Source organism: Nocardia sp. NPDC004722 (genome assembly GCF_053601505.1).
Genome location: NZ_JBSGBY010000143.1, coordinates 1 through 15,303, shown reverse-complemented (window position 1 = coordinate 15,303; position 15,303 = coordinate 1). Strand labels below are relative to the sequence as shown.

Below are 15,303 nucleotides of genomic sequence, written 5' to 3'. Positions count from 1 at the left end.
GCGGGTACGAGACCGGCGGCGGCGTCGAGCCGACCGCCGTCTACCCGGGGCAGCCGGGGTACGCGCCGACCAGCAGCTACGGCAACGCGAACAGCTATGGCGCCGCGGCCTATCCGGGTGGTCCCGGGATGCCGCCCGGCGGATATCAGCCCGGGGGCTTCCCACAGAACCCGCCGCCGCCCCCGCCCCCGCGCAGGACGACGATGTGGGTCGCGCTGGGCATCGCCGCGGTGCTGCTGATCGCCATCGCCGGTGTCGTGATCGGCACCCTGCTCGGGCACAAGGATTCCTCGGACACCGCGGCCGCGCCCAGCACCGTCCGCACCTCCGCGTATCCGCTACCCGGCAACACCTCCGTGGTCCCACTACCCAGCGGGATTCCCACCATTCCGGGCCTCGGGGATCTTGATCAGCTCGGCGCCCAGATGGGCACCATCGCGAGCAACGACGGCTCGACCCTGACCATCACCACCCTCTCCGGCACCTCGGCGACGGTGAAGACCGACGCCAGCACCCAGGTGATCTCGCTGGGCAGCACCAAGGTCGCCGACCTGGCGATCGGGGAAGTCGTTATGGTGCAAGGCGATAAGAACGCCGACGGGTCGATTCAGGCGAAGCTGATCTTCAGTACCTCGCTGCCGAGTGGGACCCGATGAGCGACAAAGCTGCAGGCGTGCCGGGCATTACGTGCACCAACTGGATAGGGTAGGCGGCGATGACGGCGATATGGTTCGGGCTGGCTGCGATCGCGCTCGTGGGTGCGATCGTGCTGCTCTATTTCGATCGGCTGCAGCGGCAGCGCACCGGGCATGTGCGGCAGGTCTGGGCGAAATCCCAGGGCTACACCTATGTTTCGGTGGAGCCCGCGCTCGCGGCCACCTGGCGGCGCGGTGCGCTGGCCAAACTCGGCTACCTGTCCGCGGTGGATGTGGTGTCCGGCAACCGCAAGGGCGAGAAGTTCGTGCTCTTCGATCTGGAGGACGCCGCCACCCTGGTCGCGGTGCGCCGTCAGATCGGCTCGGACATCGATATCGACCTGCGCCTGAAAACGGCGGCGCCGCCGAAGGATCACGATCTGGAACTGCTCGGCGCCATCGGTGACCGGGTGGTCTTCGCCACCAATCCGGACATCGCCCGGCACGCGGTGGACCAGCGCATGGTGGCGTTCATCGAATCGCTGCCCGACACCGTGCAACAGCTGTGGTCCGAAGGCAATTGGACGCTCGGCATGCTGCCGGTCAGCGCCGTCGCCAAGGACTGGGAGATGGCCATCGACGCCGTGCTGCGGCTGTCCGGCCTGCTGCACGTGCTGCCGCCGGTCATCAATGCCGAGCGCGGTCGCGACGAACTGCCGGAACCGGGCAGCTCGCATCCGATGCCCGAGGACGACGAGTACGACGGCCACGACGAGTACGGCGACTACGGCGACGAGGAACCGGTCCGGCCGCGGCCGCGCCCGCAGGCCGACCCGCGTGGTCGCGCGCCGTCCGGGGACGATTACGACTCACCGCTGGTCAGTGATATCGCCGGCGCGAGCGAATCGGACGACGAGCCCGAGAACTGGCGTCCCGCACTGAAAGTGGTGCCGGACCCGCGCAATCGTCCGCGCCGCAACTGGCCGCCCGCCCAGGAGGACGAGGCGGACTTCGGTGACGGGCCCGGCCCGGATGACGAAGACCGTTGGCCCGAGCCGGAATCCGAGCCGCGGGGCGAGGATCCCGACCGCGAGCCGGAGGAGGGCTGGCGTCGTGATCAGGGCCGCAGCGCCCCGCCCGGCGGACCGTTCCACCCCGGCTTCCGGCCCTACCAGGGCCCAGCCCCGAGGTGAACCGACGCGCCCCCGTCCTATCCGCGCGGCACGCCGCGGTGATCTCTGTGCGGCACGCCGCAGCCACGTCGCATCTGCGTGAATTCGCAGTCTGTGGGACGGGCAGGGATCAGAATGGGGGCGCAGTTCCGGTCATCGCCGACCGCTCCCCGCACGTGCGAGTGATAGGCCGTCGATGATCGAGAGTTCCCCTGCCCGTCTGCCCGGCGCGCATCGTCCGGTGGCCTTGGTCACCGGCCCGACCTCCGGCATCGGCAAGGGGTACGCCACCCGGCTCGCCGCACTCGGCTACGACCTGGTGCTGGTGGCACGCGATGAGGACCGGCTGACCGCGCTCGCGCACGACGTGCAGGTGCGGTTCGGTGCGCGCGCCGAGGTGTTGCCCGCCGATCTGGGCCGCCCCCACGATCGCGATCTGGTGGCCGCTCGCCTGGCCGACGGCGTCGAATTCCTGGTCAACAACGCCGGATTCGGCATGTCGGGCGAATTCTGGTCGCAGGGCCCGGACGCCCTGCAGAACCAACTGGATGTGAATGTCACGGCCGTGGTGCAGCTCACCCGGGCGGCCCTGCCGCCCATGCTGCACGCGGCCAAGGGCACGGTGGTGAACGTGGCCAGCACCGCCGGGCTGATTCCCGGACGGGGCTCGACCTATTCGGCCTCCAAGGCGTACGTCGTATCCTTCTCCCAAGGGCTGGCTGGCGGGCTGGCCGGGACCGGAGTTCGGGTGCAGGCACTGTGCCCGGGATTCGTTCGCACCGAATTCCATGAGCGAGCCGGAATCGATATGGCCTCGTTGCCGCGACCACTGTGGTTGAGCGTGGACGAGGTGGTGGCCGGTTCGCTGCATGATCTGGAGAGAGACCGGGTGATCAGCGTGCCCGGTATGCAGTACAAGGCGATCGTCGCGATCGCCGGGCTCATCCCACGATCCCTGGTGACCCGCCTGAACCGGGGCCTGTTCAACGCACGCGGAAGGACATAGACACAGCAATGCAGGTAACGACGACCGACCGGGACAGACTCGCGGCACTGGTGCGCGACCTCGCCGTGGTGCACGGCCGGGTGACCCTGTCCTCGGGCAAGGAAGCCGACTACTACGTGGACCTGCGCCGGGCCACCCTGCATCACGAGGCGGCACCGCTGATCGGCAAGCTGCTACGTGAACTGGTGGCGGACTGGGACTTCGAGTCGGTGGGCGGGCTCACCATGGGCGCGGACCCGGTGGCGGCCGCGGTCATGCACGCGCCGGGGCGTCCGATCAACGCGTTCGTGGTCCGCAAGGCGGCCAAGACGCACGGCATGCAGCGCCAGATCGAGGGCCCGGACATCGTGGGCAAGCGGGTGCTGGTGGTCGAGGACACCACCACGACCGGTAACTCCCCGATCACCGCGGTGCGCGCGCTGCGCGACGCGGGCGCGATCGTGGTGGGTGTGGCGACGGTGGTGGACCGGGAGACCGGCGCCGACGGCATCATCGCGGCCGAGGGCCTCGAGTACCGCTCGATCCTGGGCCTCAAGGACCTAGCCCTGGGTTAGGACATATGTCCCTACCTTCGGGTTAACGAGACATAGCTCTGGGCTGAACCCTTGCTCTGAGTTAGCCTGGTGCTGGTCTTACGTCCGACAAAGGTGTTGTGAAAGGGTCGTGTGAGTCACCTGTGGTGAGCATTGCTATCAACAAAGGTCATCAGAACGTCGCAATGCTCGGCATCGGCGCCTACCGGCCCCAGCGCCTCGTCAGCAACGCCGATGTGTGCGACACCCTGGACTCCACGCCCGAGTGGATCTTCGAGCGCACCGGCATCCACAACCGCCGCTGGATCTCCGGCGACGAGACCCTGCGCACCATGGCGGTGGCGGCGGGCAACCGGGCGCTGAACAACACCGGCATCGACCGATCCAAGATCGGCGCGCTGCTGTTCTGCACCTCCAGCTGGCTCAAGCTGACCCCGCACGGCGCGCCCAGCGTGGCCGCCGATCTCGGCATGAACGGCATCCCGGCCTTCGACCTGACCTCCGGCTGCGGCGGTTTCGGCTACGGCCTGGGTGTCGCCACCGACATGATCCGTTCCGGCTCGGCCGAATACATCCTGGTGATCGGCGCCGAGACGATGACCGTCGGCCTCGACCCGAAGGACCGCGGCACGGCCATGATCTTCGGCGACGGCGCGGGCGCGGTCGTGGTCGGACCCTCCGAGGAGAACGGCATCTCCCCGACCGTGTGGGGCTCCGACGGCGAGAACGCCGAGGCCATCTCGCAGGACGTCGACTTCCTGGAATTCATGAACAAGGCGCAGCGCCTGCAGGGCACCGACCCGGCTGTCGAGGCGGTGGGCCGGATGTCGCTGCACATGGAGGGTCCCAAGGTCTTCCGCTGGGCGGCGGTCACGCTGCCGCGCGCGCTGTCGAGCGCCATCGAGGTCTCGGGCGTGGCCAAGGAGGACATCGAGGTGTTCATCCCGCATCAGGCCAATGCCCGCATCAACGAGCTGATGAAGAAGAACCTCGGGCTCGCCGACGACATCCCGATGGCCAATGACATCGAGAACACCGGCAACACCTCGGCCGCGTCGATCCCGCTGGCCATGGAGGAGATGCTGGTGACCGGCAAGGCCAAGGGCGGTCAGCTGGCGCTGCTGCTGGGCTTCGGCGCGGGCCTGTCGTATGCCGGGCAGGTCGCGGTGCTGCCCCCGGCTCCGGCCGAACCCAGCTTCTGATGGCCCGCCCGTTCCGCGCCGCGTTCGTCGGCGCGGCGGCGGTGACCGTGTTCAGCGCGGTCACCGGTCGCGAGAAATTGCAGTGGGTCGCGAAACCTTTGCTGATGCCGCTGCTGGCCGCGGACGTGGCGGTCAACGGCAAGTACCTGGATCGCACCGATCGCAAGGTGCTGCTCGGGTCGCTGGCGGCGGCCACGGTCGGCGACGTGCTGCTCATCGAACCCGATGACGATCGCCGATTGATCGCGGGCGCTTCGTCTTTCGCGGTCATGCAGTCCGGGTATTCGTGGCTGTGGTTCCGGCGTGGCGGTCGTCCGCGCGCGCAGGTCGTGGCGCCGCGGGTGGCGGCCTGGCTGGGCGCGGCGACGTTGATGCGGTTCAAGGCCCCGAATGTGGCTGTCCCGCTGACCGTTTACGGCGCGACCCTGGGGACGGCGGCCACGCTGGCGTCGGATCCCGAGCTGGCCCGGGACGCGAAGAATATCGCGGGCGTGAATGTCCCGAATGCGGACCCGCGCAGCCGTCTGGGTCTCGGCGCGCTGCTGTTCACGCTGTCGGACGGATTGATCGTGCTGCGCCGCATTTTCGCGCGCGGTGAGCAGTCCCGCCGGATCAGCGAGGGCGTCATTCTCGGCACTTACGCGGCGGCGCAATACTTGCTGGCGGATCCGCGCGCGCATCGGTAATCGAATCGGCGATCATGATCGGGGAATCAAGTCCCGGTCCTGATATTCACGAGTCGTGAAATCGTGTTGGCCGCCGCTGTTCCGGCGCGGGATTCGGTCCACCAGGCGGTATGGCCGAGAAAGTACTCGGCATAGGCGATTTCGGCATTCTTCGCATTGCCGCCGGGCACGACGCCGAGGAAGTAGTCGATCTCCGACAGCTCGTACTCGCAATGCACGAGGGGGAGAAGCGCGGGAAGGGCGCGGCGTTCGGCGAGGGTCAAATTCCGTACCGATTGGTATTCCTGAAGGAGGGCCTCGACCTGATCGAAACGGAGGTGCGCGGGCCCGCCGCCGCGGATCGAAATCCAGTCCACGGCACAGCGTTCGATGGCGGTCGCGAGATCATGGATCGCCGTGGTGCGGTCGCACAGGCCGAAATCGATGACGGTGGACACCTCGCCGTCCCGCCAGAGCAGATTGGTGCCGTGCCAATCATTGTGCGTCCACAGCGGTTCCAGGTCCGCGAGCAGCGGGTACAGGCGTTCGTGCGCCGGAAGGTGGACGCGCGCCATATCCCCGCGCCAGTCGCGCTCGGCCAGGAATTCACCCAGTGCGGGACGCTGCCGCGCCCGATCGGCCACGGCGGCAACGGGATCGGCGGCGGCGACGAGAGTGAAGCCCGCCATCAGTGGCCGCGGGGGGCGGGCCGGGGCGTGGTATCCGGCGGCCGCCAGGTGTAGCCGGGCCAGCATCCGTCCGGCGGCACCCGCCTCGGCAGGGGAGTGGTAGGGCGTCCAGGAGAAGACGCCCGCGTATTCGTCGACGCCGTGGCCGAGTTCCTGTACCTCGTAGGCGAATTCGCCGAGGTCGACGGTGTGGAGCAGGCGGGGCACCGGAATCCCGCCCGCCCGCAGATGATCCATGAACCGGTGTTCCTCACCGAGCGCGGCCGCGTCCCGCAGCGTGCGGGGCAGTCGTTTGAGGATGACCTCGCGCCCGTCCGGCAGCCGCACCCGCGCCGTCGCCGACAGCGGACGCGGGCTGCGCCATTCGATCACCGCGTCCGTGCCCAGCACCGCCGCCACTTCGGTGGAAGTCAGTGCGGGCCAGTCGGGTTCGACCAGCGGGTCGAACCCCATGCCGTAGACGCGGCCGTCGGTCATCCCCGCCGCAACCGGACCAGGAGCGCGGTCACCACCGCGGCGGCCAGGAAGGAGTAGAGCGAGGCCGAGGACCACCAGCCGGGATGGATGTGCAGGGCGTCCTGCGCCTTGGTCCAGAAATCGGTCCACCAGGTGATCGAGCCCGGATTGAACAGCTGATACGTCACGAAGCCGATTGCCCACGGCAGCAACATGAGTGGCCGGGTGGGCGCGTTCTCGGTGAGGTTCCAGCCGGTGCGACCGCGGCCGAAGAAATAGTCGACGACCAGCACCGCACAGAGCGGCACGAAGACCGATCCGATGAGGTAGAGGAAGTTGGCGTAATTGCTGAAGTCGCGAACCGGCAGAGCCAGCAGCGTGACGAGCAGGCCGACCAGTCCGGCCAGCAGGCGGCGATCCACCCGCGGCAGCAGGTTCTGGATCGACATGGCCGTCGAGTAGATATTCGCGAAGGACTGATCAGATTCGCGCAGCACCAGCACCGCGAAGAACAGCCAGCCCGCGGTCACGCCGAGGAAGGTGTCGAAGATGCGGTCGGCGCTACCGGCTTGCAGGATCGCCAGGATGCCCAGCACGTAGCACCAGACCTGCGCGATGGAGTAGCCGAGCACCGTCGCACCGGCGGCCGTCTTCGCCGTGCGTGAATGTCGGGTGTAGTCGGCCGCCAGCGGCACGAAGGAGATCGACACCGCGAGGGTGGAGTCCACGGCGGGCCAGAAGCCGCTCCAACTGGTGTCCTTCGGCAGCGGAACAGGCTGGCGCAGTAGCTGAACGGTGAAGTAGATCAGCGCGATGGCCACCGCCACCGACACGTATTTGCGCAACGCGCGCACCGCGGACAGCGGCCAGATGGCCATCACGGTGGAGAGCGCGCCCGCGGCGACGATGACGATCCAGTGCGGGACCTTGTCGTGTGTCAGTGCGGAGACGCCCAGGGTGATGACCGTGAGTTCGTAAACGCCCCAACCGATGCACTGCACGATGTTCGCGACCGTGGGCACGTACGACAGCCGGGTGCCGAACAGCCCACGCAGTACCGCCATGGCGGGAGCTCCGGTGCGGGCTCCGATGGCGGCCGGTCCGGCCACCATGGCCGCGCCGACCACCGTGCCGACCACGGTGGCCAGCAGCGCGCCGACGAGCGGCAGGCGGGAGCCGTCGGGTGGGGTCAACACCACGATCGCACCGCTGAAGCCGATGAGGCTGACGCCCAGATTCAGCCAGAACGCCGCCTGGTCCGTGAATCCCAGGGTGCGCGGCGGTGCGGTGTCGAGCACCAGCGGCGCTTCCTGGTGTTTCGGCTTATCGGCGATCGTCATGTCGAGGATGCTACGGCCAGGATCGGGCAAAACTGGCAGCCAGGTGGCCCTGACCTGGATATATTTCTCCGACCTCTTGATTCCATGCCCGCCGCACGAAAGTGCGGCGGGCACGAGAGCCCAGGAGAGGACTCACGAGTCACAGGCAGAGCATGATCCGGTCGCGGTTGGACGGGTCCACCCGGATCGAAATGGTGCCGCCGACAGTGATTCTCGGCTTCACCACCGGTTCCACATCGAAGATGATGCTGCCGTAGTAGGTCTGCGAACCCGGCACCACCAGTTCGAGATCCAGTTCGGTGATCTCGGTGCAATGGTCGGTCCGCCGCAGCGGATGGACGGCCTCGATATTCGCCCAGCCCTCGAGCCCGTGGCGGCGCAGCCTGCGGTCGGAGCGGGTGGGCCGCTGGGCGAAGAGCATGCCGAGCCCGAGGAAGGTGCCGAATAGACCGACCAGCGTGATCACTTGGAGCGGGACGGTTCCGGGCGGCGTGAGCGGGACGATCCAGCCCAGCCAGACGCCGAGAGCGATCAGGTAGGCGGCTGTCACTCCGAGCACTGTTCGGATAATGCGCGCGTGGTCCATGACACCCTCCAACCACGGCTTACGGAACTCCAGGATAGTCCCGAATGTGGTCGCGGGTGAGCGAATTCAGCGAGGTCAGGGGGTGTATTGCGGAGACCGGCGGGGCGGCGGTACTCAGACCGACGCGTTGGAGGCGCGCAGGGCGGTGAGGGCGTCGAGATCGAGTGGCAGGGTCATGCCGTCGATATCGAGGGCCACCTGTCCCGTGTACTCACCGGTCGGTACGTAGCGCCCCTCGTGCAGCCGATTGGTCAGCAACCGCAGCGAATCCTCGGTCTCCAGCAGCCAATAGTGCGCGATTCCGACCTCCGCGTACTCGGCGAACTTCATCACCCGATCCACCCGCCGCGAACCGGGCGAGACGATCTCGATGGCGGCCAGCACATCCGCGGGCCGCACCCGGGTGGCGTGCTCGGCCCCGGCGGCGCCGCCCACGATCAGGACGTCCGGCACCCGCACGGTCGGCGGTGAGCCCTCGTCGACCAGCAATTCGATGCGCGCCATGGCCGCGACCCGGCGCGGCAGCGCCCGCTCCAACTGCGCGGCCAGCCGCCACACCGCGAGCTGATGCCGCGGTGGCTGCGGCGCGACCACGAGCACGCCGTCCACCAATTCGCGGCAGTGTCGATTGTTCTCGGGCAGCAGTGACCATTCGGCAATGGTGAGCAGGTGATTCGGCCAGTATTCAACCGATTTCAGCAATTCCGCGGAACTCGACCGAGTCATGCCCTCCAGTCTTCCACGGTCGGCAACCCCGCAGTGACCTTTAGCCTTTCAATCGCAAAACCGCGAGCACCCGCCGGTGATGCAGATCCGACGGCGGCAGTTCCAGCTTGGTGAAGATGTTGCCGATGTGCTTCTCCACCGCGCGTTCGCTCACCGTCAGCGCCTGTGCGATGGCCGAATTCGACAATCCCTGCGCCATGGATTCGAGCACCTCGCGTTCGCGCGGGGTGAGGCGCGCCAGTGAATCCTGTTGCCGGGCAGCACCCATGAGCTGGCTCACCACTTCCGGGTCCAGGGCCGTGCCGCCGGTGGCGACGCGGCGCAGAGCATCGACGAAATCGGTCACATCGGCCACCCGATCCTTGAGCAGGTAACCCACCCCGCCCGCGCCGGCGGCCAGCAGTTCGGTGGCATAACGGGTTTCGATCCATTGGGAGAACACCAGGACGCCGGTCGTGGGATGGCTGCGCCGCAGCGCGAGCGCGGCCAGCAGGCCCTCGTCGGTGAAGCTGGGCGGCATGCGGACATCCACCACGGCCACGTCGGGCGCATGATCGGCTACCGCAACATGCAGACCGGTCGCGTCGCCCACCGTGGCCACCACCTCGAATCCGCGTTCCGCCAGCAAGGCGGTCAGTCCGTCGCGCAGGATGGCATTGTCCTCGGCGATCACCACGCGCAACCCGTTCACGCCCTCGATCATTGCGGGCCCGCGAGCGGCAGCACCAGCGTGACCACGGTCGGGCCGCCGACCGGACTGTCCACGAACAGCGAACCGTCCACGCCCCGCGCCCGTTGTGCCAGCCCCGAAAGCCCGCCTGCCACAACGGCTTCACCCGGTGCGTCGGCCGGTTGCAGCGCGCCGCCCTGCCCGTTGTCGCGCACGCTCACCGCCATCGCGTCCGATCCGGTGGGCAGCACCGCCACCCAGATTCGGTTCGCGGCAGCGTGTTTCACCACATTGGTCAGCAACTCGGCCACCGAGAAATAGGCGATGGCCTCGATCGCCGGGCTGGGCCGCACGGGCAGCAGCACCCGCAGTTCCACCGGGACGGCGCAGCGGGCCGCGAGAGTTTCGAGCGCCGCTTCCAGACCGAGGTCCAGGGCGGGCGGATGGATGCCTCGCACCAATTCGCGCAATTCGGTCAGCGCCTCCTTGGATCCCGTGCGTGCCTGGGCGATCAGCTCCCCGGCATCGCTGCCGGTCGCGAGACGTTCCTCGGCACGGCCCAGCATCATGGCGATGCTCACCAGTCGCGCCTGGGTGCCGTCGTGCAGATCGCGTTCCAGCCGGCGCAGCGTGGCGGCGGCATCCTCGACCGCGGCGCGGCGGCTCTGCTGGAGCTCGGCCAGCGCGCGATCGCGGCGGCTGGGCGTCAGCAGCCAGAGCGAGAGTTCGCGATGCAGGAAGCAGACGCCGCGGATCAGCCACGGCAGCAGGAAGCAGCCGAGCACCCCGATCGCGGCGAAACCCAGTGCCCGCGGCCAGGTGTCGATATAGAAGTCGCCGAACTGGGCGAGCGAATGATGCGACACCCCGTGCTCATCCACGTTCTCCGGATTCAGCAGCGCCCACGGAATGGGTGACAGCGCCACGAATCCGGTGATGGCGATGACGACCAGCACGCCATAGCCGACCACCACCCCGAGCACGAACTCCAGCAGCAGGAAAAACAGTGCCCGCCACGAGGTCCGGTCGGTGAAGGCGGCGCGCAGCCAGCCGATCGGGCCGGGCGCGAAGGTGAACGGCGGCGGCTCGGGCAGGGGCGCGTCCAGCAGCACGACACCGAGCACCCGGTAGATCCGTCCCCAGACCCGGCCGCCGAGGATCACCGCCGCGAGCACCGGGACACCGACCACCAGCAGCGAGACGTACAGACTGCCGCCGAGCGCCAGGAACAGGTAGGCGGTCGCCAGGCAGCCCAGGACGAAAACGATGATCAGATAGGCGAATTCCTTCCAGACCCGCGGCCGGAACGGGGCGGTCACGAAGGTCCGGAGTCCGGAAGACGGACCGGTCCCACCCGGATCCGGTTGGGACGCGGGCGGATCCAGTGCGGGAATGGGCAGGGCGGCCGTATCGCTCATGTCTCCATCGTGTCGGTCGCGTGCGGTCGTGGGCGATAGGGCAGGCACTCAAATCCTGGGTGTAGCCAGCACTACCCCCTAGCATGCTGCTCATGACATACGACCCCCCGCCGCCGGGCTGGGATCCGCAGTCTCCGGGCCACAACCCGCAGCAGCCCGTGGATTTCAACAAGCAGCAACAGCCCCAGCAGCCCATGGGTTACGGCTACGACCAACCGCAGGCGTACGACCAACCGCAGGGCTACAACCCGCAGCCCGGCTACAACCCGGGCTACCCGCAGCCGACCCCGGGCTACTACCCGCAGTACTACGGTGCGCCGCAGCCGGATCATCCGCAGGCGGTGATCGTGCTGGTGCTGGGCATCATGAGTCTGGTCTTCTGCCAGCTGCTGGGACCGGTCGCCTGGGTCATGGGCACCCGGGCGCGCAAGGAGATCCAGGCGTCGGGCGGCGCCATCGGCGGCAGCGGCATGGTGACCGCCGGGTGGATCTGCGGCATCGTCTCCTCGAGCCTGATGATCGTGGTCGTCGTGGGGTTCGTGCTGCTCGCGGTCATCGGGGCGGTCGCGTCGCACTAGGATCGCCGGGTGAGTTCCGCCCCGACCGACGACGAAGCGCTCGCCCCCGGCCCGACCGAATGGGGTGAGCATCCGCACGGCGTCGGCCCGTGGCGCGACGAATTCGGGACCGAGCCGCCCGCCGATCCGCGCCTGGACCCGGAACTGCTGGAACACGGTGACCGGCGCAATGTGGTGGATGCCTACCGGTATTGGCGTCGGGAGGCCATCGTCGCCGATATCGACGCGCGCCGGCATCCCTTCCACGTCGCCATCGAGAACTTCGGGCACGACGCCAATATCGGGACGGTCGTGCGCACCGCCAACGCCTTCGCGGCGGCGGCCGTGCACATCGTGGGTCGCAAGCGCTGGAATCGGCGCGGGGCCATGGTCACCGACCGCTACCAGCACATCCGACATCACACCGACACCGCCGAACTGCTGCGGTTCGCCGCGGCCGAGGGCCTGACCGTGGTCGCGGTCGACAATGTCCCGGGTGCGGTCCCACTGGAGACCGCGACTCTCCCGCGCGACTGCCTGCTGCTGTTCGGCCAGGAGGGGCCCGGCGTCACCGAGGCCGCCAAAGACGGCGCGCTGCTGACCGTTTCGATCGCCCAGTTCGGCTCGACCCGCAGCATCAACGCCGGTGTCGCGGCGGGTATTGCCATGCACGCCTGGATTCGTCAGCACGCTGACCTGGGCAACGCCTGGTGACCTCCGACTCTCGGTAACAAAATAGCCACGAACATGGTTGTCCGATTGGCATTATTAGTCCCATGACATCGCGGACCGGACGCAATATCGAGCCGACCGCCGCGCTCTGGTCGGAGCGCGCAGACCTGGCCGAGTCCGCGATCCTCTCGCGCCACCTACGCACCCTGTGGGCGATTCCGGGTACCCAGCTAGGGGTGGTCGGCTGGCCCGCCACCAAGCGGGAACGGGCCTTCGCCTTCTGGCACTACTGGTGGCAGGCGCATCTGATCGACTGCGCGGTGGATGCCGCCAACCGGCATCCCACCCCCGCGCGGCAGCGCCGCCTCTGGTCCATCGCGCACGCCATGCGGCTGCGCAATATCACCGGCTGGACCAACAACTACTACGACGATATGGCCTGGCTGGCCATCGCTTTGGAGCGAGCCGAGCGCACCCAGGGCGTGGCCGAGGTTCGCGGCGCGCTGCTGAACCTGGAGAAGACGCTGGTCAACGGGTTCGAGCCGGAGTTCGGCGCGGTCCCGTGGCGCAAGGGTTCGGACTTCTTCAACGCCCCGGCCAACGGCCCGACGGGGATCGCCATGGCCCGGCTGGGTCGCTACCACCTGGCCCAGGAACTGGCCGACTTCCTCGACGCCAACCTGCGCGACAAGGAGACCGGTCTCATCTTCGACGGCATCCACCTACCCTCGGGCGAGGTGGAGAAGCCGGTCTACAGCTACTGCCAGGGTGTGACCCTCGGCCTGGAAACCGAACTGGCCGTGCACACCGGCGAAGCCCGGCACACCGAGCGCGCGGTCCGGCTGGTGGACGCGGTCGAGGAGCACATGACCGCGGGCGGCATCGTGGTCGGTGACGGCGGCGGCGACGGTGGCCTGTTCAACGGCATCCTCATTCGCTACCTGGCCTTGGCCGCGCTCATGCTGCCCGGCGACGAGCCCGCGCAGGTGACCGCGCGCCGCAAGGCCGCCGCGATCGTGCGCGCCTCGGCGACCGCGGCCTGGGAACATCGCCTCGACGTGGAGGGCGAACCGCTCTTCGGCGCGGACTGGCGCCAGCCCGCGCGACTGCCCGGCATCGCGGGCGCGGGCGTCTTCGAAGGTGGTTCGGTGAGCGCCTCGCGCAATCCGGAACGTGATCTGTCGGTGCAGCTTTCGGGCTGGAAGCTGATGGAGGCCGCGCACACGGTGACGGCCGCCGGTCTGTAGCTGGTCAGTGCCGCCGGATGACCGGCAGCGGCACGGTCGCGGCCTCCGCCGCGTCCAGGTCGAAATCCTCGGCGGGGCGCGCCATTTCGGCACGGTACTGCCGCACGCCGAGAATCGTGCCGAGAATCAGCCCGACGATCAGGGTCCCGATCACCGCGGGCATCAGCCACGACATATCCGTCAGGAAGCTGCCCGCGTAGTAGCTGGCCAGCAGGATCACCGGGGCCCAGATGATCGCGCCGATGGTCGAGGCGATCGTGTACTTGCGGTGGTCCATCCCGGCCGCGCCCGCGACCAGCGGGCACAGCGTGCGCACCCATGGAATCCAGCGGGCCACCAGCACCGCGAGGAAACCGTGCTTGTGCAGCATCGCCGACACCCGCGCGAGATTGCGGGTGTTGATGTATTTGCCGTTCTTGCGCGCCACGATGTGGTGTCCGGTGCGCTGGCCGAAGACGTAACCGACCTGATTGCCCGCGATGGCCGCGATCATGGTACCCACCGACAGCGCCCACACCTGACCCTCGCCGACCTGCGAGGCCAGCACCACGCCCGCGGTGATGAGCATGGAGTCACCGGGCAGGAACAACCCGATGATGAGTGCGCACTCGAGAAAGACGAACGTGAGCACGATCGTCCAGACCAGCACCGGCCCAGCCGTTTCGAGCGGTCCGAATCCTCCCGAGGCAAGGGCTCCGGAGGCGATGGTTAGCGGGGTGGTCGACACCGATGGCTCAGTGGGTCGGCTCGTTCGTCGAGGCAGCCAGCTCGGCCTTTTCGGGGTGCTGGCCGCGGTGCAGCAAGTTCTTCGCGACCGCGATGATGCCCGGGAGAATGGACACGAACACGATCAGCAGGAAGATCGCCTCGACGTTCTTGCGAATGAATTCGACATTGCCCAGGAAGTAGCCGAGCACGGTGACGCCGCCGCCCCACAGCACCGCGCCGATGATGTCGACGGTGGCGAACTTGCGGTAGTCCATCTTCGAGACACCGGCCAGCACCGGCATGAAGGTACGCACGATGGGCACGAAGCGGGCCAGCACGATGGTCTTGGGGCCGTGCTTCTCGAAGAAGGCGTGCGTCTCGGTGATGTAATGCTGCTTGAAGAAGCGCGTGTCTTCCTTCTTGAACAGCGCCGGGCCGATACTTCGGCCGATCCAGTAGCCGCTCTGGTCGCCGAGCCAGGCCACGAACGCGGTCGCGGGCACCAGCCACCAGATGTTCATCCCGGCCGGCGGGTGTGCCTGGGCGCTCAGCAGACCGCCAGTGAACAACAGCGAATCGCCCGGGAGGATGGGGAACAGCAGGCCGGTCTCGATGAAGACGATGGCCAAGATCGCCGGGAGCACCGCGTGCGAGAGCCAAGTCTCCGTCAGGAGGTGCATTGGATCCAAGATCGCGGGCAAGGCGGCATTGGTCGTCACGGCATCGGATACGGCCAGCAAGGTCACGGCCACCACAGTACCGGTACCTCGGACATCACACCGAACGTCGAAGCAACCTCACAAACTTGTGGGGTATGTGAGGCCATTGCCCCGGAGAAAAAGGGCTGTCCTATCGTGTCAGCTGACAGAATTTGTCGTACGCACCACACACAACACGGAGGTCACTGTGCCCATCGCGACTCCGGAGATCTACGCCGAGATGATTGCTCGGGCCAAGCAGAACTCCTTCGCGTTCCCCGCCATCAACTGCACCTCTTCGGAGACCATCAACGCGGCCATCA

General features: G+C 67.9%; 17 protein-coding genes and 1 pseudogene. 10 read left to right on the top strand and 8 right to left on the bottom strand.

Annotated elements, in window-relative coordinates:
- The 6 genes from ACWELQ_RS16560 to ACWELQ_RS16535 form a co-directional block, all read left to right on the top strand.
- Positions 1-656: DUF5666 domain-containing protein (locus ACWELQ_RS16560; RefSeq protein ID WP_452397904.1), on the top strand; the 656-nt coding region annotated here is incomplete at its 5' end.
- 59 nt (positions 657-715) lie between these two features.
- Entirely contained in the window at positions 716-1,828 is a 1,113-nt protein-coding gene (locus ACWELQ_RS16555; RefSeq protein WP_452397903.1) for a hypothetical protein, read from the top strand.
- A gap of 175 nt (positions 1,829-2,003) precedes the next feature.
- The gene (locus ACWELQ_RS16550) at positions 2,004-2,813 is read left to right on the top strand and encodes an SDR family NAD(P)-dependent oxidoreductase (RefSeq protein ID WP_452397902.1); all 810 of its coding nucleotides are present in this window, start codon (positions 2,004-2,006) and stop codon (positions 2,811-2,813) included.
- Positions 2,814-2,821: 8 nt separating this feature from the next.
- On the top strand, positions 2,822-3,367 hold the full coding sequence (pyrE, locus tag ACWELQ_RS16545) for an orotate phosphoribosyltransferase (RefSeq protein ID WP_452397901.1): 546 nt from the start codon (positions 2,822-2,824) through the stop codon (positions 3,365-3,367).
- Between the two features lie 122 nt (positions 3,368-3,489).
- Positions 3,490-4,548, top strand: a complete 1,059-nt coding sequence (locus ACWELQ_RS16540) for a beta-ketoacyl-ACP synthase 3 (RefSeq protein ID WP_452397900.1) — start codon at positions 3,490-3,492, stop codon at positions 4,546-4,548.
- Positions 4,548-5,234 (top strand): lysoplasmalogenase, encoded by a 687-nt coding sequence (locus ACWELQ_RS16535; protein WP_452397899.1) that lies wholly within the window; start codon positions 4,548-4,550, stop codon positions 5,232-5,234. The genes ACWELQ_RS16540 and ACWELQ_RS16535 overlap by 1 nt, the downstream gene beginning before the upstream one ends.
- A 26-nt stretch (positions 5,235-5,260) precedes the next feature.
- On the opposite strand, the gene ACWELQ_RS16530 is transcribed toward ACWELQ_RS16535, so the two are convergent.
- From ACWELQ_RS16530 to ACWELQ_RS16505, 6 genes are all read right to left on the bottom strand, one after another.
- Positions 5,261-6,379: a phosphotransferase enzyme family protein gene (locus ACWELQ_RS16530; RefSeq protein ID WP_452397898.1), complete on the bottom strand. Its 1,119-nt coding sequence runs from the start codon at positions 6,377-6,379 to the stop codon at positions 5,261-5,263.
- Complete coding sequence (locus ACWELQ_RS16525; RefSeq protein WP_452397897.1) at positions 6,376-7,698, bottom strand: purine-cytosine permease family protein; 1,323 nt, start codon at positions 7,696-7,698, stop codon at positions 6,376-6,378. Before ACWELQ_RS16525 ends, ACWELQ_RS16530 begins: the two co-directional genes overlap by 4 nt.
- Positions 7,699-7,837: 139 nt before the next feature.
- Positions 7,838-8,257: a hypothetical protein gene (locus ACWELQ_RS16520; protein WP_452397896.1), complete on the bottom strand. Its 420-nt coding sequence runs from the start codon at positions 8,255-8,257 to the stop codon at positions 7,838-7,840.
- A gap of 141 nt (positions 8,258-8,398) precedes the next feature.
- A complete protein-coding gene (locus ACWELQ_RS16515; RefSeq protein WP_452397895.1) occupies positions 8,399-9,010 on the bottom strand; it encodes a Uma2 family endonuclease in 612 nt (203 codons plus the stop codon).
- Between the two features lie 40 nt (positions 9,011-9,050).
- A complete protein-coding gene (locus tag ACWELQ_RS16510; protein ID WP_452397907.1) occupies positions 9,051-9,692 on the bottom strand; it encodes a LuxR C-terminal-related transcriptional regulator in 642 nt (213 codons plus the stop codon).
- A gap of 17 nt (positions 9,693-9,709) precedes the next feature.
- Positions 9,710-11,098 carry a sensor histidine kinase gene (locus ACWELQ_RS16505; protein WP_452397894.1) on the bottom strand — a complete coding sequence of 463 codons (1,389 nt, stop codon included), beginning with the start codon at positions 11,096-11,098 and terminating at the stop codon, positions 9,710-9,712.
- A gap of 92 nt (positions 11,099-11,190) precedes the next feature.
- Here ACWELQ_RS16505 and ACWELQ_RS16500 point away from each other — a divergent pair, with 92 nt between their 5' ends.
- The 3 genes from ACWELQ_RS16500 to ACWELQ_RS16490 all read left to right on the top strand — a co-directional run bounded on the left by ACWELQ_RS16500 (position 11,191) and on the right by ACWELQ_RS16490 (position 13,574).
- Complete coding sequence (locus ACWELQ_RS16500; protein WP_452397893.1) at positions 11,191-11,676, top strand: hypothetical protein; 486 nt, start codon at positions 11,191-11,193, stop codon at positions 11,674-11,676.
- Between the two features lie 9 nt (positions 11,677-11,685).
- The gene (locus ACWELQ_RS16495; protein ID WP_452397892.1) at positions 11,686-12,369 is read left to right on the top strand and encodes a TrmH family RNA methyltransferase; all 684 of its coding nucleotides are present in this window, start codon (positions 11,686-11,688) and stop codon (positions 12,367-12,369) included.
- Positions 12,370-12,431: 62 nt separating this feature from the next.
- A complete protein-coding gene (locus ACWELQ_RS16490) occupies positions 12,432-13,574 on the top strand; it encodes a glycoside hydrolase family 76 protein (RefSeq protein WP_452397891.1) in 1,143 nt (380 codons plus the stop codon).
- A 4-nt stretch (positions 13,575-13,578) separates the two neighbouring features.
- On the opposite strand, the gene ACWELQ_RS16485 is transcribed toward ACWELQ_RS16490, so the two are convergent.
- Together ACWELQ_RS16485 and ACWELQ_RS16480 are read right to left on the bottom strand one after the other, a co-directional pair.
- Entirely contained in the window at positions 13,579-14,280 is a 702-nt protein-coding gene (locus ACWELQ_RS16485) for a DedA family protein (protein WP_452397906.1), read from the bottom strand.
- Positions 14,281-14,308: 28 nt separating this feature from the next.
- Entirely contained in the window at positions 14,309-14,962 is a 654-nt protein-coding gene (locus ACWELQ_RS16480; RefSeq protein ID WP_452397905.1) for a DedA family protein, read from the bottom strand.
- A 226-nt stretch (positions 14,963-15,188) separates the two neighbouring features.
- On the opposite strand from ACWELQ_RS16480, the pseudogene ACWELQ_RS16475 reads away from it, so the two are divergent.
- Positions 15,189-15,303: pseudogene (locus tag ACWELQ_RS16475) on the top strand (class II fructose-bisphosphate aldolase); the annotation flags it as partial.

Coding starts and splice junctions, on each gene's coding strand:
- ACWELQ_RS16555 (WP_452397903.1), top strand. CDS start 716: ATGACGGCGATATGGTTCGGGCTGGCTGCGATCGCGCTCGTGGGTGCG.
- ACWELQ_RS16550 (WP_452397902.1), top strand. CDS start 2,004: ATGATCGAGAGTTCCCCTGCCCGTCTGCCCGGCGCGCATCGTCCGGTG.
- pyrE (WP_452397901.1), top strand. CDS start 2,822: ATGCAGGTAACGACGACCGACCGGGACAGACTCGCGGCACTGGTGCGC.
- ACWELQ_RS16535 (WP_452397899.1), top strand. CDS start 4,548: ATGGCCCGCCCGTTCCGCGCCGCGTTCGTCGGCGCGGCGGCGGTGACC.
- ACWELQ_RS16530 (WP_452397898.1), bottom strand. CDS start 6,379: ATGACCGACGGCCGCGTCTACGGCATGGGGTTCGACCCGCTGGTCGAA.
- ACWELQ_RS16525 (WP_452397897.1), bottom strand. CDS start 7,698: ATGACGATCGCCGATAAGCCGAAACACCAGGAAGCGCCGCTGGTGCTC.
- ACWELQ_RS16515 (WP_452397895.1), bottom strand. CDS start 9,010: ATGACTCGGTCGAGTTCCGCGGAATTGCTGAAATCGGTTGAATACTGG.
- ACWELQ_RS16505 (WP_452397894.1), bottom strand. CDS start 11,098: ATGAGCGATACGGCCGCCCTGCCCATTCCCGCACTGGATCCGCCCGCG.
- ACWELQ_RS16500 (WP_452397893.1), top strand. CDS start 11,191: ATGACATACGACCCCCCGCCGCCGGGCTGGGATCCGCAGTCTCCGGGC.
- ACWELQ_RS16490 (WP_452397891.1), top strand. CDS start 12,432: ATGACATCGCGGACCGGACGCAATATCGAGCCGACCGCCGCGCTCTGG.
- ACWELQ_RS16480 (WP_452397905.1), bottom strand. CDS start 14,962: ATGCACCTCCTGACGGAGACTTGGCTCTCGCACGCGGTGCTCCCGGCG.